General features: G+C 67.4%; 28 protein-coding genes and 1 pseudogene. 16 read left to right on the forward strand and 13 right to left on the reverse strand.

Going from position 1 to position 24,277, the window contains the following annotated elements:
- Positions 1–332 precede the first annotated feature (332 nt).
- The 4 genes from BWI15_RS40685 to BWI15_RS02235 all read left to right on the forward strand — a co-directional run bounded on the left by BWI15_RS40685 (position 333) and on the right by BWI15_RS02235 (position 2,319).
- The gene (locus BWI15_RS40685) at positions 333–602 is read left to right on the forward strand and encodes a helix-turn-helix domain-containing protein (RefSeq protein WP_077012568.1); all 270 of its coding nucleotides are present in this window, start codon (positions 333–335) and stop codon (positions 600–602) included.
- Positions 603–667: 65 nt separating this feature from the next.
- Positions 668–892 (forward strand): hypothetical protein, encoded by a 225-nt coding sequence (locus BWI15_RS02230; RefSeq protein ID WP_077012569.1) that lies wholly within the window; start codon positions 668–670, stop codon positions 890–892.
- A gap of 10 nt (positions 893–902) precedes the next feature.
- Entirely contained in the window at positions 903–1,034 is a 132-nt protein-coding gene (locus BWI15_RS39995; protein WP_237771090.1) for a helix-turn-helix domain-containing protein, read from the forward strand.
- Positions 1,035–1,626: 592 nt separating this feature from the next.
- Entirely contained in the window at positions 1,627–2,319 is a 693-nt protein-coding gene (locus BWI15_RS02235) for a GAF and ANTAR domain-containing protein (RefSeq protein WP_077012570.1), read from the forward strand.
- Between the two features lie 110 nt (positions 2,320–2,429).
- On the opposite strand, the gene BWI15_RS39205 is transcribed toward BWI15_RS02235, so the two are convergent.
- Both BWI15_RS39205 and BWI15_RS02245 read right to left on the reverse strand, forming a co-directional pair.
- Positions 2,430–2,957: a hypothetical protein gene (locus BWI15_RS39205; RefSeq protein ID WP_168197251.1), complete on the reverse strand. Its 528-nt coding sequence runs from the start codon at positions 2,955–2,957 to the stop codon at positions 2,430–2,432.
- Positions 2,958–3,360: 403 nt separating this feature from the next.
- The gene (locus BWI15_RS02245) at positions 3,361–3,696 is read right to left on the reverse strand and encodes an EthD domain-containing protein (RefSeq protein ID WP_077012572.1); all 336 of its coding nucleotides are present in this window, start codon (positions 3,694–3,696) and stop codon (positions 3,361–3,363) included.
- A gap of 70 nt (positions 3,697–3,766) precedes the next feature.
- Between BWI15_RS02245 and BWI15_RS02250 the strand changes: the two genes are divergently transcribed.
- Complete coding sequence (locus tag BWI15_RS02250) at positions 3,767–4,186, forward strand: MerR family transcriptional regulator (RefSeq protein WP_237771091.1); 420 nt, start codon at positions 3,767–3,769, stop codon at positions 4,184–4,186.
- Positions 4,187–4,279: 93 nt separating this feature from the next.
- Here the strand turns inward: BWI15_RS02250 and BWI15_RS02255 are convergent, their stop codons facing one another.
- Positions 4,280–4,633 carry a MerR family transcriptional regulator gene (locus BWI15_RS02255; RefSeq protein WP_077012574.1) on the reverse strand — a complete coding sequence of 118 codons (354 nt, stop codon included), beginning with the start codon at positions 4,631–4,633 and terminating at the stop codon, positions 4,280–4,282.
- 77 nt (positions 4,634–4,710) lie between these two features.
- Here BWI15_RS02255 and BWI15_RS02260 point away from each other — a divergent pair, with 77 nt between their 5' ends.
- Positions 4,711–5,403 (forward strand): SDR family oxidoreductase, encoded by a 693-nt coding sequence (locus BWI15_RS02260; RefSeq protein WP_077012575.1) that lies wholly within the window; start codon positions 4,711–4,713, stop codon positions 5,401–5,403.
- A gap of 119 nt (positions 5,404–5,522) precedes the next feature.
- On the opposite strand, the gene BWI15_RS02265 is transcribed toward BWI15_RS02260, so the two are convergent.
- Together BWI15_RS02265 and BWI15_RS02270 are read right to left on the reverse strand one after the other, a co-directional pair.
- Positions 5,523–6,590 (reverse strand): alkene reductase, encoded by a 1,068-nt coding sequence (locus tag BWI15_RS02265; RefSeq protein WP_077012576.1) that lies wholly within the window; start codon positions 6,588–6,590, stop codon positions 5,523–5,525.
- A gap of 209 nt (positions 6,591–6,799) precedes the next feature.
- The gene (locus BWI15_RS02270) at positions 6,800–7,873 is read right to left on the reverse strand and encodes an NAD-dependent epimerase/dehydratase family protein (protein WP_202817558.1); all 1,074 of its coding nucleotides are present in this window, start codon (positions 7,871–7,873) and stop codon (positions 6,800–6,802) included.
- A gap of 28 nt (positions 7,874–7,901) precedes the next feature.
- Between BWI15_RS02270 and BWI15_RS02275 the strand changes: the two genes are divergently transcribed.
- Positions 7,902–8,807: a GlxA family transcriptional regulator gene (locus BWI15_RS02275; RefSeq protein ID WP_237771092.1), complete on the forward strand. Its 906-nt coding sequence runs from the start codon at positions 7,902–7,904 to the stop codon at positions 8,805–8,807.
- A 183-nt stretch (positions 8,808–8,990) separates the two neighbouring features.
- Here BWI15_RS02275 and BWI15_RS02280 read toward each other — a convergent pair whose 3' ends face one another.
- Complete coding sequence (locus BWI15_RS02280; protein WP_077012579.1) at positions 8,991–9,767, reverse strand: maleylpyruvate isomerase family mycothiol-dependent enzyme; 777 nt, start codon at positions 9,765–9,767, stop codon at positions 8,991–8,993.
- A 166-nt stretch (positions 9,768–9,933) separates the two neighbouring features.
- Here BWI15_RS02280 and BWI15_RS02285 point away from each other — a divergent pair, with 166 nt between their 5' ends.
- Positions 9,934–10,527, forward strand: coding sequence for a TetR/AcrR family transcriptional regulator (locus BWI15_RS02285; protein WP_077012580.1), 594 nt, complete (start codon positions 9,934–9,936; stop codon positions 10,525–10,527).
- A gap of 230 nt (positions 10,528–10,757) precedes the next feature.
- Positions 10,758–11,501, forward strand: a complete 744-nt coding sequence (locus tag BWI15_RS02290; protein WP_077012581.1) for an SDR family NAD(P)-dependent oxidoreductase — start codon at positions 10,758–10,760, stop codon at positions 11,499–11,501.
- Positions 11,502–11,871: 370 nt separating this feature from the next.
- Here BWI15_RS02290 and BWI15_RS02295 read toward each other — a convergent pair whose 3' ends face one another.
- The 5 genes from BWI15_RS02295 to BWI15_RS02315 all read right to left on the reverse strand — a co-directional run bounded on the left by BWI15_RS02295 (position 11,872) and on the right by BWI15_RS02315 (position 16,037).
- On the reverse strand, positions 11,872–12,276 hold the full coding sequence (locus BWI15_RS02295; protein ID WP_077012582.1) for a hypothetical protein: 405 nt from the start codon (positions 12,274–12,276) through the stop codon (positions 11,872–11,874).
- A 94-nt stretch (positions 12,277–12,370) separates the two neighbouring features.
- Positions 12,371–13,657, reverse strand: a complete 1,287-nt coding sequence (locus tag BWI15_RS02300; protein ID WP_077012583.1) for an NAD(P)/FAD-dependent oxidoreductase — start codon at positions 13,655–13,657, stop codon at positions 12,371–12,373.
- Positions 13,654–13,851, reverse strand: a complete 198-nt coding sequence (locus tag BWI15_RS02305) for a ferredoxin (RefSeq protein ID WP_077012584.1) — start codon at positions 13,849–13,851, stop codon at positions 13,654–13,656. Before BWI15_RS02305 ends, BWI15_RS02300 begins: the two co-directional genes overlap by 4 nt.
- Positions 13,852–13,873: 22 nt before the next feature.
- A complete protein-coding gene (locus BWI15_RS02310) occupies positions 13,874–15,076 on the reverse strand; it encodes a cytochrome P450 (protein ID WP_077012585.1) in 1,203 nt (400 codons plus the stop codon).
- Positions 15,077–15,125: 49 nt separating this feature from the next.
- Entirely contained in the window at positions 15,126–16,037 is a 912-nt protein-coding gene (locus BWI15_RS02315; RefSeq protein WP_077012586.1) for an alpha/beta hydrolase, read from the reverse strand.
- A 72-nt stretch (positions 16,038–16,109) separates the two neighbouring features.
- Between BWI15_RS02315 and BWI15_RS02320 the strand changes: the two genes are divergently transcribed.
- The 3 genes from BWI15_RS02320 to BWI15_RS02330 are packed head-to-tail and all read left to right on the forward strand — an operon-like array spanning position 16,110 to position 18,135.
- Positions 16,110–16,817: a TetR/AcrR family transcriptional regulator gene (locus BWI15_RS02320; RefSeq protein WP_077012587.1), complete on the forward strand. Its 708-nt coding sequence runs from the start codon at positions 16,110–16,112 to the stop codon at positions 16,815–16,817.
- Positions 16,818–16,834: 17 nt separating this feature from the next.
- The gene (locus BWI15_RS02325) at positions 16,835–17,734 is read left to right on the forward strand and encodes an SDR family NAD(P)-dependent oxidoreductase (protein ID WP_237771093.1); all 900 of its coding nucleotides are present in this window, start codon (positions 16,835–16,837) and stop codon (positions 17,732–17,734) included.
- Positions 17,731–18,135 (forward strand): PPOX class F420-dependent oxidoreductase, encoded by a 405-nt coding sequence (locus BWI15_RS02330; protein ID WP_077012589.1) that lies wholly within the window; start codon positions 17,731–17,733, stop codon positions 18,133–18,135. The genes BWI15_RS02325 and BWI15_RS02330 overlap by 4 nt, the downstream gene beginning before the upstream one ends.
- A 63-nt stretch (positions 18,136–18,198) precedes the next feature.
- On the opposite strand, the gene BWI15_RS38255 is transcribed toward BWI15_RS02330, so the two are convergent.
- Positions 18,199–19,893, reverse strand: coding sequence for an MMPL family transporter (locus BWI15_RS38255; protein WP_269087152.1), 1,695 nt, complete (start codon positions 19,891–19,893; stop codon positions 18,199–18,201).
- Between BWI15_RS38255 and BWI15_RS40690 the strand changes: the two are divergent.
- From BWI15_RS40690 to BWI15_RS02350, 3 genes and pseudogenes are all read left to right on the forward strand, one after another.
- A pseudogene (locus BWI15_RS40690) lies at positions 19,780–20,343 on the forward strand (cryptochrome/photolyase family protein); the annotation flags it as partial. The gene BWI15_RS38255 and the pseudogene BWI15_RS40690 sit on opposite strands and share 114 nt — an antisense overlap.
- Before the next feature lie 751 nt (positions 20,344–21,094).
- Positions 21,095–21,640: a 2'-5' RNA ligase family protein gene (locus BWI15_RS40695; protein WP_077012591.1), complete on the forward strand. Its 546-nt coding sequence runs from the start codon at positions 21,095–21,097 to the stop codon at positions 21,638–21,640.
- 33 nt (positions 21,641–21,673) lie between these two features.
- A complete protein-coding gene (locus BWI15_RS02350) occupies positions 21,674–22,876 on the forward strand; it encodes a spore photoproduct lyase family protein (RefSeq protein ID WP_237771095.1) in 1,203 nt (400 codons plus the stop codon).
- Between the two features lie 88 nt (positions 22,877–22,964).
- Here the strand turns inward: BWI15_RS02350 and BWI15_RS02355 are convergent, their stop codons facing one another.
- Complete coding sequence (locus BWI15_RS02355; RefSeq protein ID WP_077012593.1) at positions 22,965–23,423, reverse strand: SRPBCC family protein; 459 nt, start codon at positions 23,421–23,423, stop codon at positions 22,965–22,967.
- A gap of 147 nt (positions 23,424–23,570) precedes the next feature.
- Here BWI15_RS02355 and BWI15_RS02360 point away from each other — a divergent pair, with 147 nt between their 5' ends.
- Positions 23,571–24,077 carry a pyridoxamine 5'-phosphate oxidase family protein gene (locus BWI15_RS02360; protein ID WP_077012594.1) on the forward strand — a complete coding sequence of 169 codons (507 nt, stop codon included), beginning with the start codon at positions 23,571–23,573 and terminating at the stop codon, positions 24,075–24,077.
- Positions 24,078–24,277 lie beyond the last annotated feature (200 nt).

A 24,277-nucleotide genomic window follows, 5' to 3' on the forward strand; every position in this document is an offset into this window, starting at 1 on the left:
GCGCTTCAACATCTTGGTGGTTGCCCGCAAATACTCGATCTTGTGCGTCCACATCAACCAGGGCGAGGCTTCCTCACCTCGTTGCCTACGGCTCCAGAACAGCGGCGTCGAGGTGAGTCTGCCGAGGTTGCGCACGATGTGGTCGGCACAGAATCGAGAACCCAACCAGCGGGCTGACAGCTCATGCAGATCCGGGACCGCGCCGAAAGTGAGGCTGGACGATGGCAGCTCGCCATACGCGCTGAGCTTGGTGCGGTAGTGATCGAGCCGAAGCCCGCAAGCACCTCACCGCTGCTCTCGACACCTTTCAACGCCTCGATGCTCACCCGTGGGTGACTCGAACCCACAATGAACTGCGCGCCAGCGGTCTCCCGGTCGCAACGACTGTTGCCGCCTCCGCGCTCAGTTCCCTCCCCCCTCAGCAACTAGAGATCGCCAAACTCGCAGCCGCCGGTCTTACCAACAAGCAAATCGGCGAGCGGCTCTTCCTGTCGCCCCGGACAGTCAGCACCCACCTGTACCAGCTGTTCCCCAAACTGTGGGTCTCCTCGAGGGCAGCGCTTCCCGATGCGCTGGCAGAACCGCCCGCTGCCGAAAACTAGTCCCGGGCCGGCAACGCGGCAAAGGCATGCTGGTCGGTTGCTGTCGTTGGGGAGTCAAGCGGGCGATGTCCATGCTCACGATGATGCCGACCGCGGACATGGGACCCGGATGGGTGCTGCGGACCAAGACCGGCCGCGACTACAAAATCGTCGTCCGTCACCCCGACGTACCGAAGCGAGCACCGTGGATCGGCCTCCCGCTCGAGTTCTGGTCGCCAAATCGGATCAACGTGATGTCGGCCCGGGCTCTGTTTGCCTTCCTCTGCCTGCACTTGGTGCTCGCTGGTTAGACCGACGTCGATGGTGCCCACGTTTCGACGTATTGACCGTGAGCGCTTCGCGATCAAAGACGACACCTGGCAGCGGGGAATCAAGGAGCTCGAGGCGCTCGGGCTGGTGCGGAGCGAAATGGGCGACGTGGTGGTCGACTGACCTACGTGAACGGAAGGTGTACTACCTCCTCAACTCCGTCCTCAAGGGCACCGACAGTCCGGTGAAACCGGTGAACTGACCTTGTACCGAACCGGAGCCGAGCGAGCTCCTCGGGCGTTGTGCTGTGGCCCCTCGTCGGTCAGACGCCCACTGGGTGCTCGCGCCAGCAGTGGTTGTCCAGTTGCCTGTGGTCGAGCGGAGCGAGTCTGGACAACCACCTGCTGCTGTGTGGAGCTTGCCCGCCTGATCGATGAGAGACCACCCATCGACTTCGTCTCCGAGAGAGGACTGGGGGTGGAGCCCTTCGGTGGTCGCGGGAGGAAGTCGAACACCGCGGTTCGAACTGGGAACGAAGCATCATCTGCAGTTGCTCGAGCTGAAGCAGTAGGTGCTGCGCTCGTCGTGGTCGGCCGGATCGGACCGGTCAACGTTGGCCTGCCGGGAGGCAACGTTTCACGTAGGCATCGACTCCATACAGGAGTAGGAGGATCAAGTTCTCGCACACGATCAAGAGGAAAGCTGCATGCTCCGGAGCGGACTCGGTGGCCAAGTGGACTCTTGGCGGTGTCCGCCGAACCAGGAAGGGTGATGCATGGGACTGTCGGAATTGCTGCGCGTAATGGACGAGCTGGCGGCCGGGCTGCGGTTGCCGATGGACCTGGACGAGACCCTGTGGATGATCACCGTCGGAGCGGTCGAGGCGGTGCCGGGAATCGACCACGCGAGCATTTCGATCACTGGCAAGGACGGGCTGATTCAGACGCTGGCCCCGACCGACATGGTGGCGGTGCGAGCCGCCGAGCTGCAGTACGAGCTGAGTGAAGGGCCGTGCCTGGATGCCGTGCTGGACGAGCCGGTGGTGCAAGTCGATGACCTCGCCAGTGATTCGCGCTGGCCGGTGTACGGCCCGAAGGCGGCAAAGGAACTTGGGATCGGGGCCCAGTTGGCTTTCCAGTTCCGGGCGGAGCCGCAGCACGTGCTGGGCGGGGTCAACCTGTATTGCGGTCAGGCCGGCCAGATCACTGTCGAAACGCGTCAAATGGGGTCGCTGTTCGCCAACATGGCCGCGGTGGCGCTCGGCTGGAGCCGCCACGAAGAAGACCTGAACCAGGCACTCGCCAGCCGGTCCATGATCGGGCAGGCAGTCGGGATCGTGGTCGAGCGCTATCGACTCGATTCCGACCGTGCGTTCGCCTTCCTGGCGCGGACCTCTCAGGCCAGCAACATCAAGCTGCGCGATGTCGCCGCTGCCATCGTCGCCGATGCCGACAGCAAAGCCCGATGACGCAGTCGCTCCACCAGCGGCAAGCTACTGAGACACCGGCGGGCGGTTTGCATCCCGATGCGCGGGCACTGCGCCTGTGTGGCCGGGTGGCAGCGCAGTCATGCCGCGTGTCACCCCAAGAATTCGACGTAGCGCTCCGACCTGGTGCATTCGGACGACCCGAAACTGATCGGCGCATTGTCGAAATCGCAGTCCAACGTGCGAAGGCGAGCATGGTTCTCCGGCCACTGGAAGTCACATCGCGCCCACGTCCCGAAACCGTGCCCGTTCCTGCAGACATAGATGTTGGCGGCAGTGAAGCCGATCTGCCCGAGTGCTGATCTGCCGTCGCTGTCAGTGTCCCGCACGAAGACCACGTCTCCATCCCGCTTGATGCATACTGCAGCGTTCGGATGACTGCCGTCGTTGTTGTCCCACAGACAAAGATCAGTGCGTGCGCGAACTTGGTCAGCAGTGAGGTCGACCTGTTGACCGGTTCCGCAGTGAAGCCAGTCGTATGAGCAATCATCGAAGTAGCTGCCCGCATCAGCGTGAGCGCGGGGAAGATGCGCTGCCCCAGGAACGACGATCAGCCCGAACCCGAGTACAACACTCGCCGTCGCGGCGGCAACAGCGCGACGTATGCCCTTGCGCAACATTCTCGAACCTCCTCGTCGAGGCGTGATGGTGCGACAGTGAAGCACACAGGGCCGGGTGGTGTGAACGGCCCGAGCCCGGTTGGACACCTGCGTCCGGGGTGTCCGATCAGTCACGGGCCCGGCGTGGGGATTCGGGACGGCTGAAGCCTTCCCGATCGTGTCCATCAGTTCGCCGAACAGCTCAGACCATCGCTGAGCATCTTGTCTGTAGGCGGCAGCGATCGCCGCGTCTTTTGAGGTCCACACAACCGCTGAGACTCGACGGTGGCTGCGCGCCGTCCACTTACAAAACCACACCAGCACAGCAGACCAGAACGGATCTCCTGCTGGAGCGCTAGGTTTCGCGGCGGCGAAAGGCCCGCGCCCGCCCGCTCCGTACAGGAAAGGGCGCGGGAGTGATCTCTCAGATGATGACGCGTTCCTCGGTGACCATGACGGAGATGTCGGCATGGACGAAGAAGGTCGACTCGTCGGGCTGGACCAGCGTGCGGTAGTTCTCCGAGGTGAAGAAGGCGTCGTGGTCGGCCCAGGAGTCGAACCAGATCTCCACCACGGAGTCCCAGCCGGGCGCTGGGTACTGCTCGGCGGGGACGGGGTGCGAGACGGTGTAGCGCCTGACGTACTTCGCCGCCTCGGGGATGGACTTGAACAGCGGCGCGTGGCTCTCGCGGTGGTACTTGACGAACTCTTCGAATGTCAGGTGCTCGGCGCGCTTGACCAGGTACACGAACTTGATCATTGACCCACTCCTATCGGATGTCCGGTGGGAGATACCGTAGAAGTTGACATTGATGTCAAAGGCAAGCGTCGTGACGCGGCGCACACGAGCGGCGGAGGCTGCGATGCGCATCGGTGAACTGGCTGCCCGGACCGGTGTCAGCACCCGGTCGCTACGCTATTACGAGCAGCAGGGTCTGCTGGTGAGCGAGCGCTCCGCGACCGGTCAGCGCCACTACGAGGAGAGCCATATCGATCGGGTGCGCACAATTCAGGCGTACCTGACCGCCGGGGTGCCGAGCCGCGCGATTGCCGAGATGGTGCCCTGCATGAACACTCCGAGCCTGCGCGAGGCCCGGCGCGCCGCCGAGGTGATGGACCGCGAACGACAGCGGCTGTCGGAGTCCATCGACGATCTGACCATCGCCCGTACGGTGCTGGACGCACTGATCGAGGTCAACCAGCGGTTCCTGCGCGAGCAAGACCCGGGCCGGCGCGACCCGGCCCACTGAACAGGGGCAACGTCGCCATCAGCTATGAGCGAGTCGCCGACCGTGCACGGCGGCATGAACGCCTGAGGCAGCGGGGGACCACCTGCTCCGACGTCAGGCCGCCAGGAGCCTGAGGCGCGTTTCCACGACCACCTCATCGAGCCTCTCGAGGGTGGCGGCGAGCTCTGCGGCCTGCGCCCGCAGCCGAGTCCGCTCCTCCTCCAGGCGCGCGACCATGGCCGGGGTCGTCGTCCCGGTGTCGACGCAGGGCAGGATCCCCGCGACGTGTCGGGCGGGAACGCCGGCGGCGAACAGCACCTGAATGATCCGGACCCGTTCGACCGCGTCGTCGTCGTACTCCCGGTGACCCCCACTGGTGCGCGTCTCCCGCAGCAGTGACTGCTCGCCGTACCAGCGCAGCGACCTCGGGCTCACCCCGGTCAGCCGGGCCAGTTCGCCGATCCGCACGATTTGGCACCTCCGTGACACACGTCTCACGACAACGACTTGAACCTGACATGCATGTCAGATCTTACGGTCGCGTCATGAGAATCGAAAACTCCACTGCACTGGTCACCGGGGCCAATCGAGGGCTGGGTCGCGAATTCACCCGCCAGCTGCTGGTTCGCGGCGCCCGCCGGGTCTATGCCACCGCCCGCGACCCGCGCTCGATCGACGTCGACGGAGCCGTGCGGCTCGAACTGGACGTCACGGATGCCGCCAGCGTGGACGCTGCAGTCCGTGCGGCTCCCGACGTCGACCTGCTGGTCAACAACGCAGGCATCGCCACCCTGCAGCCTGTGCTCGCCGGAGACCTCGACACCATCCGGCGGGACGTCGAGACCAACGTCTTCGGCACCCTCCAGGTGACCCGCGGATTCGCCCCCACGCTCGGCCGCAACGGTGGCGGTGCCATCGTCACGGTGCTGTCAGCCGCCTCCTGGTACGCCGTACCCGGCAACGCCGCCTACTCGGTGAGCAAGGCCGCCGCCTGGAACCTGAACAACGCCTTCCGTGTCGAGCTCGCCGAGCAGCACACCCAGGTCCTGGGCGCCCACGTCGGCCTGGTCGACACCGACATGAGCGCGGGGTGGGACTTCCCCAAGATCAGCGCTGAGGAGTTCGTGACCACCGTGCTGGACGGGCTGGCCGCCGGCGAGATCGAGGTCGTTGCCGATGACTTTGCGCGGCGCGCCAAGGCATCGCTGTCCGGCCCCCCGACGACCTTGAGCCTTTGAAAGGCCTGACTGATGCTGCGCTTGGTTTCCCGCCGCCTCGCCACGCTGGCCTGCGAGGTCCGGCGACGGCTGTACGCGTACTTTCGATGCGGCCGACGCTCGGCATGCCGGCCCGCCGTTCAGTCGAGTGGGGCGTAATCGATGTAACCGCGGTCGCCGCCGCCGAAGAAGGTGGCTCGGTCAGCCTGAGCGAGTGGAGCTCCGGTGGCAAGGCGGTGTGGCAGGTCGGGATTGGCGATGAAGTTGGCGCCGAAGGCGAGCAGATCGGTGATGTCGTCCTCGATGAGCCACAGGTCCGCTGGACCGGTGGGCGTCGATCCGGTGTCGGGGTTGAGGATCAAGGTGTTGGGCCACGCCGCACGGATTCGGCGAGTCAGGTCGCGTCCGGCCCGTTCTGCGAAGTGCAGATAGGCGAGGTCGAGAGCCGCCAGTTCGCGCACCAAGGGCAAGTATGTGGCGTCGTGGTCAGGGTCGTCGTTGATGTCGTTGACGACGGCTCCGGGTGAGATGCGGATGCCGACCTTGTCGGCGCCGATGGCTTGGCTTGTTGCCCGGGCGACCTCGACGGCGAACCGGATCCTGCCGTCCACTCCGCCGCCCCATCGATCCGCACGCTTGTTGGTGTGTGTGGAAAGGAATTGGTGGATGAGGTATCCGTTGGCGCCGTGCAACTCGACGCCGTCGAATCCGGCTGTGATGGCGTTGCGGGCGGCCGAGGCGTAGTCCTCGATGGTGGACAGGATCTCGTCCTCGGTGAGCTCCCTCGGGACGACGAAGTCCTGCAAGCCTGTGTGGGTGAAGACTTGCCCTTTGGCCTGCACGGGCGATGGGCCGACCGGGACGAGACCGTCCGGCAGTAGGTCGGGATGCCCGATGCGGCCGCTGTGCATGAGTTGCGCGAAGATCACGCCGTCGTTGGCGTGCACCGCGTCGGTGACAGTGCGCCAGGCGTCCACCTGCGCCGGCGAGTGCAGACCGGGCACGTCGGTGTAGCCCTGCCCCTGCGCCGACGGGTGGGTGCCCTCGGTGATGATCAGACCGGCGCCGGCTCGCTGCGCGTAATAGGACGCCATCGACGGGGTCGGCGTGGCACCGGGGGCACGACTCCTGGTCATCGGGGCCATGACGACACGGTTCTTCAGCTTCTTTCCGGCAAGCTCATACGGCTGAAATGCTCTGGTGGACATCACAGTTCCTTTGACGAAGTCACTAGGGATGGTTATTTCTGGCCCGGCGATCGAGGGCCCGGGCAGCTGCTCAGGCGGAGTCGCGCCAGGGCGGACAGCGGGCTGCGGTCCCCGCCATGGATGCCGCGCGCGCGGCGCCGGCAGCCGGGAATTTCGGCCGGTACCGGTCTGGCGACGACGGTGGGCCTACAAGCCACGCGGCCAACCACTCAGATGGTGCCGCGCTGTTGGGGGCCGAGGCGGCGGGAGAGCCGGTCGGTGATGTTTCCGGTCGCACCGACGGCGTCGGTCACCATCTCTCGGAGGACTGTGTCCAGTGGCGTCGGCTTCACGCCGAGGATCGCCTCGGTGCGGCTGGAGTCGATCACATGCGGGTTCTCGTTGCTGTACATCATTTCCATGAGTTCGCCGAACACCGGTTGCTGTCGAGCCAGCGCGGCCAGTTCGTCGCGATCGATGCGGTGCAGCTTGGGCGTGGGCGCTCCGGCCATCTCGGCGAGCCGCTCGCTCAGTGCCCGCACGGAAAGAGACGACGTGACCGGCACGTGCCAGGGTCGGCCCCACGCGTCGTCGTTGCGACTCGCGGCCACGAGCGTCCGGGCGATGTCTTCCGTGTAGTTCCAGCTGTGCGGTACGTCGAGGTCTCCCGGGTAGGACGCCACCTCGCCGGCCAGGAGGGGACCGAGGACGAATGCGCCGTAGGGACCCACGGGGCCCGCGCCGAGGAAACCTGTGGCCCGCACTTCGGTGACCCGCGCGCGGCCCGCTTCGTGAGCGGCCAGCGCGTCGAGCCACATCTGCGCTCGGACACGGCCTTTGACCGTGGTGGCGGCCATCGGCAGGTCCTCGGTCATCGGTCCGTCGACCGGACCGTAGCCGTACGTGTTGCCCAGCATCACGTAGGCCGCACCGGTCCGCTCGACCGCGGTCAGTAGCGCCGCGGACATCGGTGGCACGTCGACAGCCCAGCGGTCCAACGCGGGAATGGCGCAGTTGACCAGCACGCGTGCGCCCTCGGCGAGCTCGGTGAGCCGGTCGGCATCGGTGATGTCGGCGGCCACGGTCTCCACCAGCGGGTGGTCAGCGCCGCGGCCACTGCGGGTGATCTGGCGGACGCGCTCGCCGCTCTCGGCGAACTGGCGGGCGGTGGGTAGGCCGGCTGCGCCGGCTCCGGTGACAACGACGAAGGACATGTCTCGAGCCTGCCGAGCTGCACCGCTGTACAGTAGTGGCCCGAGTGCCATACATCCGGAGGTTCTGGCCATGCACCGCGTCGTCGTCATTGCCGTTCCACCGGTCAATACTTTCGATTTGTCCATCCCTGAGCTGATCTTCCGCGGGGTGGAGATTGATGGACGGCCTGCGTACGACGTCCGGGTCTGCACGGCTGAGCCGGGGTTCCTGCCGTCCGATGGCGCTTTCGACTTGTTCGTCCGGCACGGCCTGGAGGCAGTCGACGAGGCCGACACGGTGATGGTGACCGGCGGGGCCGGTCGCGACGACGTCCCGTTGGCGGTCCTCGAGGCGCTGCGCTCAGCGGCCGCGGCGGGCAGGCGTCTCGCGTCGATCTGCACCGGCGCTTTCGTGCTGGCGGCCGCCGGTCTGCTCGAGGGCCGGCGCGCCACAACGTTCTGGGTGAAGTCGGACATATTTCGCCGGCGCTACCCGGCCGTCACGCTCGAACCGGACGTGCTGTTCGTCGAGGACGGCCCCGTGTTCACCTCGGCCGGGCTGGCGGCCGGCATCGACCTCTGCCTGCACATGGTCCGCTCCGACCACGGCGCCGCGGCGGCCAACGCGGTGGCCCGGCTGGCCGTTGTGGCACCTGTGCGCCCGGGTGGTCAGGCGCAGTTCATCGAGACACCATTGCCCGCCGAGACCGGCGTCTCCCTTGCCGCCACCCGAGCCTGGGCGCTGCAGAGGCTCGATCAGCCACTCACGCTGACCGACCTGGCCCGGCACGCCAACAACAGCGTACGGACGCTGACGCGCCGATTCCGCGCCGAAACCGGCCTCAGTCCTCTGCAATGGCTGCTGCATCAGCGCATCAACCGGGCACGCGAACTTCTGGAGTCCACCAACCTGCCGATGGACCTCGTCGCCGCTCGTAGCGGACTGGGCAGCGCCGACTCGATGCGCCAGCACCTGACCCGGCGGGTCGGGCTGACGCCGACGGCGTACCGGCGATCCTTCACCCGTCTGCCGGAACACCGGTAGCCATCGCCGTCGCCGAGGAGGGTGGAAGCCCGACTCCTATCAGCCGCGACCGCCAACTTCACGTCAGCCCTGCGTAGCCACCACCGACCTCGGCGCAAGGCGCGAAACAGATCGGCCTGTAAGTAACGTATAGCTAGTAGTGCTTGAAATAACGACCGTTATAGGCCCGACGGTGAGGCCGGACTAGAAGCCCGGGAACACCCGCCGCAGGTCGTCGAGCGTGACACTGCCGGTGACCTCGGTGCCGGCCGGCGTGTAGCGCTCGGCGAGGCGGCCGCCGAGCAGCCGGTAGAACGACTCGGTGGTGCCGGTGAAGGTCGCGAGCGGGTTGGTGCCGGCGGGCAGGATCCGGGCGCGCTGGTCGACGACGAGCGCCCAGTCGCCGGCCGCGACCTCGGTGGGCTCGCTCAGGGCGTCGGGCTTGGCGGTGAGGCCGAGCATGAAGCTGAGCTGGTCGGACAGCAGGGTCAGCATCAGGCCGGCGGCGGTGGCGTCGACCGTCGCGGCCGGGTCGAGGCCGACGGTGACGTCCCACGTGTGCTGGGCGACCTCGTTGAGGCGCATGCCGGCAGCGACCTCCAGCGGGACGGGCTCAGGAAGCCGAGGTCGGCGGATGGTGACCGCGTCGCGCTGCTCGGGCGTCAGGGACTCGAGGGTCTCGACGAGGACCGCTCCGCGGTCGACGTACCCCTGCGCCTGCTCGCGGGGCGCCATTGCGTTCCAGCGGTCCCAGACCGCCTGGTTGTCGCCCACGGGGACCTCCGTGCCGACGGCCGCCGCCAACGGCCGCAGCATGGTCTCCGATCCGCTGCCCAGGTGGGAGATCACGTCGCAGATCCGCCACTCGGACGCGCCGCTCGGCGCGACCAGCTGCTCGTCGTCGAGACCGTCGATGACCTCGACGAGCTGGTCGTGGTGCTGGCGCAGCGAGACGATGATCTGGTCGGCGAGTTCGCTCATGCCGCGAGCGTAGACCCCGTGCGCCGCGTGGGTGGGACAAGCGGTCCCTGGTCCGGTTGGCCCGGTCGGGGCAGAGTGGAGGGCATGTAGCGACTCAGTGACGGCTGCCTCCGCAACTTCATTGAAGGCTTGTGGGCGGAGTGACCCAGTGGACTAGCCTGGGTGGGTGATCACCCAGAAGGGGCAAGCCACCCGAGAGCGCATCGTCGAGGCGGCCGCGACGCTCATCGGCCAGTTCGGCGTTGCCGGTACCAGCGCCGCCGATATCCGCAAGGCCGCGGGGGTCAGCGGGTCACAGCTGATGCACTACTTCGGTAGCAAACAGGCTCTCGTGAGGGCGGTCATCACTCGTCAGTCTGAGTCGGAGGCGTTCGTCGGTCACCCGATGCTGGGTCCGCTCGACAGCTTCGAGGAGCTGCGGGCGTGGGCCGACGCCGCGGTCGAGAACCTCGCTCACGGCAGCGGTCACGGGGCCTGCACGTTGGCGATGCTGGCGGGCTCAACGAGTCCTGGCGACGAGCAGACCCGTGATGAGCTCTGCAGCGCCTTCGTGCGCTTGCAGTCCCTGCTGCTCGACGGTCTCCGCGCCATGCGCGACCGGGGCGATCTCCGTCCCGAAGCCGATCTCGACGAGCTGTCGATGGCGCTGCTGACAGCCCTCCAGGGGGGCACCCTCCTTGGCCAGACCATGCAGTCGACGGCGCCTCTGCGGACGTCGATGAACGCCGCGCTTCGCTACGTCGAGTCCTTCGCCGCCTGACCGTCGCCTGACGGTCCGTCCGACGCCCTGCACCTTCCAGGCACGCTCTGATCGCTGGCGGCCCGGCCGTCCCCCACTGCCTGGGCGCGCCGCGTGCGCAAGATCGTCGAACCAACTGCGGCCTTCACGCTGCCCTCGACGTCCAGCCCCAACCGCTTCCCAAGCACTTCTGGGTCAGTTGACCCAATCCATGCTACGATTGGGCCATCTGACCCAGAAGGAGCGTCCCCATGTCGGAGCTTGCAGGAAGAACCGCCCTCGTCACCGGTGCTACCCGCGGGATCGGCTACGAGGTCGCCCGTCGCCTCGTGGAGGCCGGCCACACCGTTTACCTGGGCGCCCGGGACCTGCGACGAGGGACCGAGGCGAGCGCCGAGGTCGGCGCGACGCCGGTCCTCCTCGACAGCACCGACAGCGCCTCGATCGCCGCGGCGGTAACCCGTTTGCGGAACGAGGTCGGCGCGCTGGACGTCCTGGTGAACAACGCCGGCATCGCCGGGGACCAGCGTCCGCCCGCCGAGGCGACGCTCGACGACCTCCGCCGGGTGTTCGAGACGAACGTGTTCGGCGCCGCCGCGGTGTTGACGGCCTTCACGCCGCTGCTCGAGGCGAGCCGGGCTCCGGTCGTCGTGAACGTCTCCAGCGCCGTCGGCTCCCTGACGCTGAACGCGGGCCCGGACGCGCGGTGGTCAATGCTCGCGTACCCCATGTCGAAGGCGGCGCTCAACATGCTGACGATCCAGTACGCGAGGGCCTTCCCCCGCTGGCGCGTCAACTCCGCGTCACCCGGGCCCACCGCGACCGACTTCGTCGCCGCCCGCGAGGGCTTGCCGACGGTGGAGCAGCTCCGGGCGGCCGGCGTCGCGGTGAACACCGTGCAGGAGGGCGCGGAGATCATCGTGCGGATGGCGACAGTCGGCCCGGACGACCCGACCGGGACCTTCGTCGGCAACGACGGACCCGTTCCCTGGTGACGTCGACCAGCGGCCCTCGTCCTCCGTGCGCTCGAGCTGGTACGGGCGGTTCGCCGACGACGACGCGGACCGGCATTCCGACCTACTCGGTGAGCTGCGCCGCGTTCAGGTCGGCCACCTCGGGGTGATATCGCTTACTGGATAAGTAAGACGCCGCCGGCGAAGAACATGGCAACGAGTTTCAGCACCTGATCATCCTGCCGCAGCCATGGCGTACCAACTCCCGTCACTCCAACATCCGGCGGTACCCAGCTTCAGCGTGGCGGCGGTGCATCGATGCGGTCGCGAACCTTCGCCGCACGTGCCGGAGAACGAGGAACCGTGCCCAGCACCGTTCCACCTACCCCCAGGGCGAAGTTGCCCCCGAAGGTTAGTCCGTTCTCTTCCGGCGCAAGAAGCGATCTACAAATGCCCGTGTTCTTTCCGGGTCCCCAACTGGAAGGGCAATGTCATCCCCGTCGGTGAGCTCAGTTGCCTCGCGCCGCTGCTGTGCAGCTTCCCGGGCACGGCGGCGGCGATCCGCGCCAGCGGCTAGATCTGCCAGGGTCTTCGCCGACTTGGCGATCATCTTGATCTGCGCCTCCGGCGCCCCAAAGGATTCGGTGTAGATGCGGTTCCGGATGAGATTCGTGTCGAGCGGAAACTCATCTGTGAAGCCGTCACCCGAATCGTTCTCATAGGTGATCCTCACAGTCACTTGCTCCGGGGTCGGCTCGCGGTTCACCCAGCCGCCGCCCCCTCGCTCCCCTGAGTAGAAGATGTTGTCCAGTTCCATCCCAGGAGTCAGCACAGGGATTGGGCTGGATACCGACGCTTGAGAAACGGCGGCACACTTGTTGACGGGTCCGGTGGGGTCCGGGATCTCCGGATCAAAAGACACCCGGACGTTGCATGCGATCGACGGTCCGAAGTTGCGCACCACCAGTTCTAGCTGCACCGGCCCCGCCAGATCGGGCGTCAAGCTGCCCGGGCCCAGCCTCGACGTCGCGCCACGGCTGTTGGCGGGCGATCGCCGCACGCCAGCCCCGGAGTACTTTCGGCCCAGCATTCCCAGCGACAACTCCGGTCAGCACTTCGCCCTTGCGATAGGCGGCAACAAACGACGGACTCCGCAGGTCACCGGCTACCACGGCGATCTCATCATGGTCGCGGAGATAGCCATAGGCCTGGAGTTTGCGGTCGTACTGATCGGACCAGAAGTACGGCACCGGCGCGAAAGGCTTGCCTGCACCGGGTTCGAGCAGGTTCCGGGCGACCGCGAGACCTTGCTCGGCCGCGTTCGTGCGGTGCTCGATCCGCATCGAGACGCCGAACAGAGGGTTGGTCCACCGGGCCACGTCGCCGACGCCGTACACGTCCGGTGCTGCTCTGCTGAACTCGTCGCACAACAGACCGTCTCCCAGCGACAGTCCGCTGCCCTGTAGCCATTCGACGTTCGGCACGGAGCCGATGCCGACCACGACGGCATCGGCAGGCACGACCCCGCCCTCGGCCGTCCGTACGCCGGTCACTCGGCTGCCGTCATTGAGGATTTCCCGGACGGCGACCTCCGTGCGCAGGTCGACTCCGTGCTCTCGGTGGAGGGCGCCGAATGCGAGGCCGACCTGTTCACCGAGCGCACGTGCGAGCGGAACCGGTTCTGGCTCGAGCATCGTCACCTCAACACCGAGACTGCGGGCGACAGCTGCCGTCTCGGCGCCGATGAACCCGGCGCCGACGACGACCAGCCGCTGTCCCGGCTGCAAGCTCTCCTTCAGTCCGAGCGCGTCGTCGAGCGTGCGGACGAAGTGGACACCGCTCGCCCCGGTCGCTCCAGGCAGTGACCGCGGCCGGACGCCGGTCGCGACGACCAGCGCGTCGTACCCGATCGCTCCCTTCGTCGTACTGAGTCGACGTGTTGCGAGGTCGACTCCGGTGGCCTCGACGCCCAGCCGCAGGTCGAGCGCGAGCTCGTCGAGTTGCTCGGCCGACCGCAGTTCGACCTGGGCCGCGGTGAGCTCACCGGTGAGGATCTGTTTGGACAGCGGTGGCCGGTCGTACGGCGGTGACGCCTCGGCGCCGACCAGCGTCAGGTCGCCGCTGAAACCCAGCCGGCGCAGCGACTCGGCCGTTGCGAGGCCTCCGGCCGACGCCCCGACCACGACCACCCGGTTCATCGTTCTGACACCGTGATCGCGGCCGCCGGGCAGACCAGGGCCGACTCGCGGACGGCGGCGTACTGCTCGACTGGCGGTGAGTCGTCGAGCAGGACGACGATGCCGTCCTCGTCACGCTGATCGAAGACGTCGGGGGCGATCAGGACACATTGCCCGGACGCGACGCACTTCGGGACATCTACCTCTACCTGCATCTGAGATCCCTTCGAAGATTCGTCACCAGCTGACCGGCAGGAATGCCGGCCCGTACGCCGCGGCGTGGGACTTGTAGACCACCTCGTGACCGTCCGCCACCCGGAGCTCCGGCATCCGCCGGAAGACCTCCGGTAGGACAACCTGCAGTTCCATCCGGGCCAGGGGCTGACCGAGGCACTGATGGATGCCGTACCCGAAAGCGATGTGCTGGCGTGCGTTGGAGCGGGTCAGGTCCAGGTCGTCGGCGGTAGCTGAGAAGACCGTCTCGTCGCGGTTGGCGGAGTTGAGCATGATGATCAGCCCGTCGCCGGCGCGGATGGTGGTGTCGCCGACGGAGAAGTCCTCGGTGGCCACCCGGGCCAGCCCCGACTGCGCGATCGTCAGGTAGCGCAGCAGTTCTTCGATCGCTGTTGCCAGCTCGGCTTGCCCGGCATACAGGCGCGATAGCTGGTCGGGGTGGTCGAGGAGCGCGAGCACCCCGAGGCCGATCATGTTGGCGGTGGTCTCGTGACCGGCGAACAGCAGGAACGCACCGACGTCGGCGGCGTCGCGGGCCGAGAACGTGCCGGCGTCGACCTGCTCGCCCAACCTGGTGATGAGGTCGTCGCGGGGCTCCTTGCGGCGCTGCTGGACCAGCGTCTCCAGGTAGTCGCCCAGCGCGGCTTGGGCCGTCGCCTTCTGCTCACCCGTCACGGTGGTGTCGATGAGCACCTTCGAGTGCTCCTGGAAGAAGGCGTGGTCTGCGTATGGGACGCCCAGCAGTTCGCTGATCACCAGCGACGGCAGCGGAAGCGCCACCGCCTCGACGAAGTCCGTCACAGGTCCTTGAGCGATCATCTCGTCCATCAGCCCGTCAAAGATCCGCGCGGTGGGCGCCCGCAGCGCCTCGATCCTCTTGACCATGAACTCGCGCGTCAGCACCTTGCGGAACAGGTCATGGACTGGGTCGTCCTGGAAGAGGAAGAACCCGGGCGGCATCGTCATCGGAGTCCTCGCCGGGTAGCCCGGCCGGGTGAGGTCGGTGCTGACCTCCGGGTTGGCCAGTACGGCGCGAGCGTCTTCCCATCGCGTCACCAGCCAGGCTGTCGGCGCGTCCTGGCCGAGTGAGACTCGCGTGATTGGCGCCTCCCGCCGGAAACCCTCGTACTGACGGGGCGGGTCCAGCGGTGCGCCCTCGTCCCGTGCCATGGACAGAACCGGTACGCCGGGATCGGTCGTAGCCATCGATACCTCCAGTGAATTGCCGTACAGGGTTGCGGGATGCCGGGTGCTGTCACCGCAGCGTTTGCTCGAAGTGGTGAGCGGCTGTGTCCGACGCGGTCTTCATCGGGCCGGGCTGGTCGTAGAAGTCGAACTGGGTGACATCGTCGAGCCACAACTGCTCGACGGGGCGGGTGCTCTTGGCAACGAACTCGGGAATGCTCTCTGGGCTGGCCGCACTGGCACTGTGGACGATCGAGAGCGGCTGGGTGAGGCTCGCCGCGGCGGCTTGCGCGTCGTAGTCGAGCCAGGCCGGCCAGGACATGGGGTTGAAGGTGTTGTCCCACTCCGGGACCATGCCGCGGCCGGGATTGCTGTAGTAATCGGCACCGGCGGGCGCGTTGTCGGGCAGGGGCTCGACAGCGGGGACGAGCAGTTCCTCGCCGGTCTTCGCGTACTGCTCCTCAGCGTCGCGGGCCATCGCCAGCAGCGCATCGACGCCCGGCTGCCCGCCCAGCGTCGTCTCGGTCGTCTCGCGGCTCGGCAGGGCCGGGGCGACGAGTGCGACCGACTTGATCAGGTCCGTCTGCGTGGCGGCGGTGGCCAGATAGGCGCTACCGGCGCAGACGCCGAGCCCGCCGATCGCGTGCGGGTCGATGTCATCGCGACCGGCCAAAAACGCCACGGCCGCGACGATGTCCGCGGCCTTGGCCAGCGGGTCCTCCATCGATCGCGGGCGACCGCCGCTCTCCCCCCAGCTGCGGAAGTCGAACGCGAGCGCCGCGAAACCGCGCACTGCCATCTCGCGCGCGTACCCGGTAGCCATCTGCTCCTTCACCGTTCCCCACGCGCCGGCGACGACGACCGCGGGCAGCCGATCGGCCGAGTGGGAGGCAGGGAGATACAGCGTGCCGACAAGGGTCTCGCCGGCTGACTCGAAGACGACTCGCTCTGTCGTGACCTCGTGGTTGTGCGGGCTGGACATGGAACCTCCAAATAAGAGAATGACGTTCTGTTAATAACAGAATAGCACTCTCTTATGGGGTAAAGTGGTGGCATGCCGAACTTCCAGCGCGCCCGCACCGAGGAGCAGCGAACGGCCCGGCAGGCCGAGATCATGGCGGCGGCCCGCGGCATGCTGACCGAGATGCCACTGACCGAGATCACGCTCAACGGCCTGGGCAGGCGAGTCGGTCTCGCCGCCTCCAATGTGCTGCGGTACTTCGAGTCGCGCGAAGCCGTGCTGCTCGAACTCGTGCACGTCGAGACCGCCCGTTGGCTCGACGAACTCGATCCGTTGCTGCCGGCCCCCAGTGGCAGGACCAGCACCGAACGCCAGATCGCGGCCGCCGCCGACGCCTGGTCGCGCAGCCTCGCGGCACATCCACTCTTCTGCGAGCTGATCAGCGCGCAGGCCGTGGTGCTCGAGCGGAAGATCAGCGCGGAGACGGCACTGGCGTTCAAACGGGACTCGATGACGAATCTCACGCGTCTCACCGGCATCCTCGCCCGCGCCGTCCGAGAACTCGCCACCAAGGACGAACTGGTCGTGGCGCGCCTGGCCAGCCATGCCACCTTGCTCACCGGCGCCCTGTGGGCACAGACGCGGGCCACCGAATCTCTTCTGGCCGGCGCCGGCAGACCACCTGAGCTGGAAGCCCTCCAGGAACCCTTCACCGACGCTGTGCGCGATGCCTTCCACGCGATGCTGCTCGGCACACTGAGCCGCCGGCACCCTCCCCACGACGTACAGACCGAAAAGTAGGCGATCACATGACCTGGATGCCCCCCGACCTGACCGGCAGGACCTACGCCGTGACCGGCGGCAACGCCGGGATCGGCTACTTCATCGCCGAGCAACTGACCGCTGCAGGCGCCGACGTGGTACTCCTCGCCAGGAACGACCAGCGCGCCCAAGCAGCTGCCGCCGCGATCCGCAGCCAGACCGGCCGGGCGGTCGCCGCCATCGTGCCGCTGGATCTGGCCGACCTCGCCTCGGTCGCCGCCGCCGCGGGCCGGCTGTCCGAACTCGACCGCCTCGACGGGCTGATCCACAACGCAGGCATCAACGCAGCCAAGGAACGCCGAACCACGCGGCACGGCTTCGAAGTCGCCGTCGGCACCAACCACCTCGGCCACTTCGCACTCACCGCGCTGACCATGCCCATCCTCGCCGCCACACCAGGAAGCCGCGTGGTCCCGGTCGGCAGCATCATGACCAAAGCCGCCGCCTTCGATCCCGAGGATCTCCAGCTCGAACGGTCCAAATACTCAGCGCAAAAGGCCTACACCCAGTCGAAACACGCGATCCTGCTGTTCGCGACCGAGCTCGACCGGCGGCTGCGCGCCGCCGGCACCGACGTCCGAGCCATCGCCGCCCATCCCGGCCTCAGCATCGACGCCTTCAGCCCCGCGAGGCCCGGAATCAACCAACCCGCGACGATCCGGCTCACCGCACCTGTCCACGGCAAGGACCGCGGAGCATGGCCCGCACTCCGAGCCGCAACCGACCCGGACGCCCGAAGCGGCCAGTACTACGGCCCGAAATACGGCAGCTTCGGACCTCCAGTCATCGCGTCGCCACCACGAACCAGCACCGACCCCGCAATCGCCGCCAGCCTCTGGGCCCAGTCCGAAACGCTGACAGGCATCCCCTTCCACCTCCCAGCACGCCACCAATGACCACAACAGCACTCGCCCGCATTGCCAAGAGCAGCAACGTCCTCCTGACCACTTACCGCAAGAACGGCACCCCGGTCTCCACTCCGGTCGGGGGCGTGGTCGACGACGGCAAGCTCTACATCCTGAGCTACCCGAACACCGGCAAACTGAAGCGCCTGCACAACGATGCCCGCGCCGTCGTCGCACCCTGCAACTCCGCCGGAACCGTTCCAGCCGGCGCGGCCAGCCTCGAAGGCACCGGCCGGGTCCTCGACCGCGCCGAGACCAAGCACGCCTACCAGCTCATGGCCCGCAAAACTCCCCTGGCCCGCCTGGCCCGAGCTTGGTATGCGCTTCGCCGCAAGCCCGACCCCTGGATCGGCATCGAGGTCACCTTCCGAGACTCCCACGGATCCGCTTGAGCCGAGCATCTGACAAGGTACTCGTCATGCCTGTGGGCGAAGACAGACCTGGTGTCACGCCGGTCATCCTTGTCGAATGGTCTGCTCCGGCGTGCGCTGCAAGTCGGTAGCGGATAGGGCGGAATCAGTCAGTTGGGCGCCTTCGATGTCGAGGTCGGGGATGTTGCGGTCGAGCCAGCTCGGCAGTGACCATGCTGCCCGACCGACGAGGGCCAGCACGGCGGGGACCAGAGTCATGCGGACGACGAATGCGTCGATGAAAACGCCGATTCCCAGTCCGAAAGCGATCGTTTTCAAGGTCGCGTCGGGTGTTCCGACGAAGCCGGCGAAGACGGACAGCATGATGAGGGCGGCCGCGGTGACGACTCGGGTGGCGTTCCTTCCGCCCTTGATGATGGCTGCGGTCGGTTCTGCGCCGTGGACGAAGGCCTCGCGGATCCTCGACACCAAGAACACCTCGTAGTCCATCGCGAGGCCGAAGAGTACGGCGACCAAGATGATCGGCAGGAAGCTGATCACGGGTCCGGTGCTGCTCACGCCGATGAGGTCGGCGAACCAGCCCCATTGGAACACAGCGACCACCGCGCCGAGGGTAGCGCCGATGGACAGCAAGAAGCCCAGAGCGGCCTTCAGCGGCACGATGATCGACCGGAACACCATCAGCAGCAAGATCAGTGACAGTCCGACGACCAGCGCCGCGAACGGCAGCAGCGATGAGCTGAGCCGGTCCGACACGTCGATCGCGACCGCTGTCGGACCAGTGACCGACACCTGGGCGGATGTCGACTGGGCGATCGCGGGTGCCTGAGCGCGGATCGTGCGAACGAGGTTGGTTGTGGCTGGGTCGTGCGGTCCGCTCTTCGGGATGACCGACAGCACCGCGCTGCGGCCGTCGGTACCGGGTTGAGGAGCGCTGACGGCCGCCACGTCCGGCAGGGACTTGACGCGGTCTGCGATTTCGCTGGCGGCCGCGGTGGGTGCGGTTGCTGCGTCGGTCTCGACGAGCAGGGTTAGTGGTCCGTTGAAGCCGGGCCCGAACTCTGCTGAAACGACGTCGTACGCCACGCGTGGCGACGATCCGGTGGCGGCGCTGGAGTTGTCGGCCAGGGCAAGCTTCAGGCTGAGTGCCGGAATCGCGAGGACAAGCAGCGCGAGCAAGGTGATGACGAGGGTGCGAAGCGGCCGCTGCGTCACAAAGGAGGCCCAGCGCTCCCCCAGGACGGTGACGGCTTGTGCCTGCTCGCGCCGCGCGGCTCTGGATCCTGGTTTCGGAACGAGCCGGTGGCCCAGCAGTCCGAGGATCGCGGGGAGCAAGGTGAGAGCGGCCAGTACGGCGATCGCCACGGTTGCCGCGGCACCCAATCCCATCACCGTGAGGAACGGGATTTTCACGAGGCTGAGTCCGGCCAGGGCGATCAGCACGGTCACCCCAGCGAAGACAACCGCGCTACCGGCAGTTCCAGCCGCAATACCTGCGGCCGCTTCCGGCGGACGGCCGACGGCGAGCTCGGAGCGATAGCGCGACAGGATGAAGACCGAGTAGTCGATGCCCACAGCCAGGCCGATCATCATGGCCAGGCTCGGTGCCGTGGACGAGACGGTCGTGGCGTTGGAGAGGAGATATTGAGTGGGTACCCGTCGGACATGAAGCGACGCTGGCTGTTCGGAGACCAACTGGGGCCTCACTTCCTGGACCGGCCCGACCAGCCGGCGCTGATGATCGAGTCGCGGGCGGTGTTCGCCCGCAAGAGGTTTCACCGGCAGAAGGCCCACCTGGTGCTGTCCGCGATGCGGCACCGGGCGGCCGAGCTCGGCGATCAGGTCCGGTACGTGCGGGCCGACACCTATCGCGACGCCCTCGCCCAGGTGGACGAGGAGGTCTCGGTCTGCCGTCCCACGTCGTACGCCGCCGACCGGCTGGTGCGCGGGCTGGCCTCGGTCGAAGTGCTGCCGGCCCGAGGCTTCGCGACCAGCCGGGACGACTTCGAGCGGTGGGCGTCGCAGCGGGGTAAGAAGCGGCTGCTGATGGAGGACTTCTACCGGGACGCGCGGACTCGTCTCGATGTCCTGATGGAAGGCGATGAACCGGCCGGCGGCCGCTGGAACTTCGACCACGACAACCGGGAGCCACCGCCGCGCCGGTCGCAGCTGGGGACAGCGCAGCCGTGGTGGCCGGACGAGGACGAGATCGACGAGCAGGTCCGGGCGGATCTCGACCGGTGGGAGCGCGAGGGCGACGTCCGGTTCGTCGGCCAGGACGGTCCGCGCCGGTTCGCCGCCACCCGCCGGGAAGCGCTGCACGTGCTGCGCGGCTTCGTCAGCGACCGGCTGCCGGACTTCGGCCCGTACGAGGACGCGATGCTCGCGCAGGACGACTGGATGGCACATTCGTTGCTCTCGGCCCCGATGAACCTCGGCCTGGTGGACCCGCTGGAGGCCGTCGAGCTTGCCGAGAAGGCGTATCGCGCCGGCGACGCCCCGCTGCGATCGGTGGAGGGCTACATTCGCCAGCTGATCGGCTGGCGGGACTACATGTGGCACCTCTACTGGCACTTCGGGCCCGACTACCGGCATCGGAACGCGCTGCTCGCCCACCGGCAACTCCCGGAGTGGTTCACCGAGCTCGACGCGGACGGAAGTGTCGACGCGCGCTGTCTGTCGGAGGTACTGCGGGGAGTCCGCGAGCACGGCTGGGTCCACCACATCCCCCGGCTGATGGTGCTCGGCAACTACGCGATGCAACGCGGCTGGCGCCCCGACCAGGTGACCGACTGGTTCCACCGGTCGTTCGTCGACGGCTACGACTGGGGGATGGTGGCCAACGTCGTCGGCATGTCGCAGTACGCCGACGGCGGCCTGCTCGCGACCAAGCCGTACGCCGCGGGCGGCGCCTACATCGACAAGATGAGCGACTTCTGCGGCGGCTGCCGCTACAACCCCCGGCTGCGGGTCGGCCCGGATGCCTGCCCGTTCACGGCCGGCTACTGGTGGTTCCTCGACCGCAACGCCGACCGTCTCGAAGGCAACCACCGGATCGCACGCCAACTGTCCGCGCGCACGCGACTGTCCGACCTTCCCGCCGCGGCTCAACCGGGTCGGCGCCCACCTCACGCTCTTCCATCACCTGCCGGGCGAGCATCTGAGCACCGTCGTTGCCGACCTCCGGGCGATTCGCCCCGAACCTTTCGACCTCGCGGTCACCGGCCCTCGGTTGCTCGGACGTGGGGTCGCCATCGACCTGCAGTCGGCCCGGCTCTTGGCACTCCATCACGCACTGGCGACCCGGTGGCACCCGTGGCTCACCCCACAGGACCGGCAGCCGTTCCGCCCACACATCACGGTGCAGAACAAGGTGGACCCCGCCGAGGCCCGGAAACTCCACGCCACCCTCGGGCGAACCCAGCACTGGCCGACCGCCCTCGCGACCGGCTGGTCGATCTGGCGCTACCTCGGCGGCCCGTGGTCCGCAGAAAGCGAGATCGCCTTCACCCGCCAAGAAGACTGAACGACAGGTCCGTGCGGCGGCGCGCCAGAACGCGTGAACGACGAATCCGATCGCGTCCATGGCCAGTTGCTTCGCGCATCAAGCGCCCGTGATGGACGTCACCTCTACAGCGGCATTCCGGTGTCCAGCGCAGTGTTGAAACCAGTGATGGCAAACGTTGCTTCTTCCCGTCGCCCGAAGCTGTGGACACCCGAACACGTGCTGGTCACGCGCTCAGCCGCGGAGCGCTCGCACACCCGCGAGATCTTGGCCCGTGTCGAAGCGGCCGGGGTCACCGACGTGACGTTCCTGCGTTCCGACCGAATCAGTGGGCTCGGTCGAAGTGACGAGCGGGCCGCCTACGCCCGCGCCAAAGCAACGCTCGCGGTGGTTGTCAGCCCGCCGTCGGCGCGCAAACTCGAGCCGATCGCTCCCAGCGCCGACTGGCGGTTGGATCTGGCCCGCGGGTGTCCGGCGCACTGTCAGTACTGCTATCTCGCCGGGTCTCTGGGAGGCCCGCCGATCACCCGTGTGTACGCCGATCTCGATGACATCCTGGCCGGCATGGACGCCTACGTCGGGCAGGGCACCGTCACCTCGGCCGACGCTGCACGCGCCGGCGAAGGGACGACGTTCGAGGCGTCGTGTTACACCGATCCGCTCGGCATCGAGCCCATGACCGGCAGCCTCGCCGCGGCGATTGCGTACGTCGGTACGCATTCGTTCGCCGGACCGGTGCAGTTGCGGGCGACCACCAAGTTCGGCGCCGTCGACGCGCTGCTGGACCTCCCCCACAACGGACGGACGCGCATCCGCGCTTCGGTGAACGCCGACGCCGTCGCGGGACGCTTCGAGGGCGGCACCGATCCGATGCCTGTCCGGCTTGCCGGGCTGGGCGCGCTCGCCCGCTCCGGCTACCCGGTCGGGTTGACGATCGCGCCGATCATGCCGGTTGACGGCTGGGTCGAGCAGTACTCCGCCCTGCTCGACGCCGCTGCCGCAGCGCTTCCCACGAACGCCGACCTGACCGTCGAGTGCATCACCCACCGCTTCACGCCGGGCAGCAAGGAAGTGCTGGAGTCCTGGTACCCGCGGACCAAGTTGGAGATGGATCCGGATCGCCGTAGCCGTAAGTACGGCAAGTTCGGGGCGGTCAAGTACGTGTACCCCGCCGCCGAGATGCGCGAGCTGCGCACGTGGTTCGAGAACGCACTGACCGAACGTCTTCCGACCGCTCGTTCGCTCTACTGGACCTGACCACGACAGGCGGCCCGGCGCGAGGGGGAGGCTACCGGGCCGCCTGCTACTGGTGATTCGTCGAACGAGCCATGGTGCGTGTGCTCAACTACGATCCTGCCGGTACGTCGCCCCGCCAGGCCCCGGTCTCGGTGCCGCGGCTCTCGACGAACTCCTTGAACCGGCTCAGGTCACCTTTCACTCGGCGGGAGATCACACCGGCCTTGTCGGCAACGTTCTCGGCGAAACCCTCGGGGTCGACGTCGATCTGCGCGGTGACCCGGGTCGTGTGGTCGCCCAGGCGGTGGAAGGTGATCACGCCGGCGTGGTCGGTGCCTGAGTCGGACTTCCAGGCCACCCGCTCGTCGGGGTGCTGCTCGGTGATCGTGGCGTCGAACTCGCGGGTGACGCCGCCGATGCTGGTCTTCCAGTGCAGGTGAGTGTCATCGATCTGGCGGACCTCGTCGACGCCGTCCATGAACTGCGGGAACGACTCGAACTGCGTCCACTGGTTGTAGATGGTGGTGACGTCGACATCGATGTCGATCGATTCGGTGGTGTTGCTCATCCCTGCTCACTCCTGAGTCGTTGACTGCGCGCGGACACCGGCCAGGTACCCGAACCACCGACTGCACAACAGCTGCATAAGTTCGGCGTGCCCGCGAGCCGCCGGGGTACCTCGAGCCACAGCTTCCGGCAGACGAAGGGCACACCGATGACGACTTCGGACGACGCGGCGCACGTTGCTCAGTTGGTCGACCGCGCACAGATCAGCATGTTCACCACGATGACCGAGGACGGCCGGCACGTCAGCCGGCCGATGGCGTTGCAGGAGGTCGAGTTCGACGGGGACCTGTGGTTTTTCGCCTACGCCGACTCCGCCAAGGTCCGCGAGATCGAGGTCCACCCGGAGGTGAATGTGTCGTTCTCGAACGACAAGCAGAGCGAGTGGACGTCGATCAGCGGTACGGCGTCCGTTGTTCAGGACCAGGCGAAGGCCGAGGAGCTGTGGTCGGCACCGCTGAAGGCCTGGTTCCCGGACGGGCTGGACACGCCCGGGCTCACGCTGATCAAGGTGCACGCGACCAGCGCGGAGTACTGGGAGTCGCCGAGCAGCCGGGTCGTCAAGCTGCTCGGCGCCGCGGCGGCCGTGATCACTCGTGATCCGGACAAGTTCCCCGGCGACAACCAGGAGGTCAAGCTCGATCGGGGCGGCCGATGACGTCGCGCACCGAACGCTTCGTCACCGCCCTGCGCGCACTCGAGCAGTGCTGGTGGTCAGGGCGGTCCACAAGGCGCGCAGCCGGGCGTCGATGTCACCCTCCGGCGGCTGGGTGCAGTAGCGGCGGCGCCTCATCATTTCCCCGGGCTTGAGTCAGGCTGGGCCTCAGGCGGCCGGGCCGGGCTTCAGTCGGGGTGGTC

The organism is Kribbella sp. ALI-6-A (genome assembly GCF_001984195.1).
Lineage (GTDB): Bacteria > Actinomycetota > Actinomycetes > Propionibacteriales > Kribbellaceae > Kribbella.

Excerpts from the sequence above, each read along its gene's own strand:
- BWI15_RS02230 (WP_077012569.1), top strand. The coding sequence starts at position 668 with ATGTCCATGCTCACGATGATGCCGACCGCGGACATGGGACCCGGATGG.
- BWI15_RS39995 (WP_237771090.1), top strand. The coding sequence starts at position 903 with ATGGTGCCCACGTTTCGACGTATTGACCGTGAGCGCTTCGCGATCAAA.
- BWI15_RS02235 (WP_077012570.1), top strand. The coding sequence starts at position 1,627 with ATGGGACTGTCGGAATTGCTGCGCGTAATGGACGAGCTGGCGGCCGGG.
- BWI15_RS39205 (WP_168197251.1), bottom strand. The coding sequence starts at position 2,957 with ATGTTGCGCAAGGGCATACGTCGCGCTGTTGCCGCCGCGACGGCGAGT.
- BWI15_RS02245 (WP_077012572.1), bottom strand. The coding sequence starts at position 3,696 with ATGATCAAGTTCGTGTACCTGGTCAAGCGCGCCGAGCACCTGACATTC.
- BWI15_RS02260 (WP_077012575.1), top strand. The coding sequence starts at position 4,711 with ATGAGAATCGAAAACTCCACTGCACTGGTCACCGGGGCCAATCGAGGG.
- BWI15_RS02265 (WP_077012576.1), bottom strand. The coding sequence starts at position 6,590 with ATGTCCACCAGAGCATTTCAGCCGTATGAGCTTGCCGGAAAGAAGCTG.
- BWI15_RS02270 (WP_202817558.1), bottom strand. The coding sequence starts at position 7,873 with ATGACGACGACGCGGTGCATGGCCAGAACCTCCGGATGTATGGCACTC.
- BWI15_RS02280 (WP_077012579.1), bottom strand. The coding sequence starts at position 9,767 with ATGAGCGAACTCGCCGACCAGATCATCGTCTCGCTGCGCCAGCACCAC.
- BWI15_RS02290 (WP_077012581.1), top strand. The coding sequence starts at position 10,758 with ATGTCGGAGCTTGCAGGAAGAACCGCCCTCGTCACCGGTGCTACCCGC.
- BWI15_RS02295 (WP_077012582.1), bottom strand. The coding sequence starts at position 12,276 with ATGGAACTGGACAACATCTTCTACTCAGGGGAGCGAGGGGGCGGCGGC.
- BWI15_RS02300 (WP_077012583.1), bottom strand. The coding sequence starts at position 13,657 with ATGAACCGGGTGGTCGTGGTCGGGGCGTCGGCCGGAGGCCTCGCAACG.
- BWI15_RS02305 (WP_077012584.1), bottom strand. The coding sequence starts at position 13,851 with ATGCAGGTAGAGGTAGATGTCCCGAAGTGCGTCGCGTCCGGGCAATGT.
- BWI15_RS02310 (WP_077012585.1), bottom strand. The coding sequence starts at position 15,076 with ATGGCTACGACCGATCCCGGCGTACCGGTTCTGTCCATGGCACGGGAC.
- BWI15_RS02315 (WP_077012586.1), bottom strand. The coding sequence starts at position 16,037 with ATGTCCAGCCCGCACAACCACGAGGTCACGACAGAGCGAGTCGTCTTC.
- BWI15_RS02320 (WP_077012587.1), top strand. The coding sequence starts at position 16,110 with ATGCCGAACTTCCAGCGCGCCCGCACCGAGGAGCAGCGAACGGCCCGG.
- BWI15_RS02325 (WP_237771093.1), top strand. The coding sequence starts at position 16,835 with ATGCCCCCCGACCTGACCGGCAGGACCTACGCCGTGACCGGCGGCAAC.
- BWI15_RS02330 (WP_077012589.1), top strand. The coding sequence starts at position 17,731 with ATGACCACAACAGCACTCGCCCGCATTGCCAAGAGCAGCAACGTCCTC.
- BWI15_RS40695 (WP_077012591.1), top strand. The coding sequence starts at position 21,095 with ATGCCTGCCCGTTCACGGCCGGCTACTGGTGGTTCCTCGACCGCAACG.
- BWI15_RS02355 (WP_077012593.1), bottom strand. The coding sequence starts at position 23,423 with ATGAGCAACACCACCGAATCGATCGACATCGATGTCGACGTCACCACC.
- BWI15_RS02360 (WP_077012594.1), top strand. The coding sequence starts at position 23,571 with ATGACGACTTCGGACGACGCGGCGCACGTTGCTCAGTTGGTCGACCGC.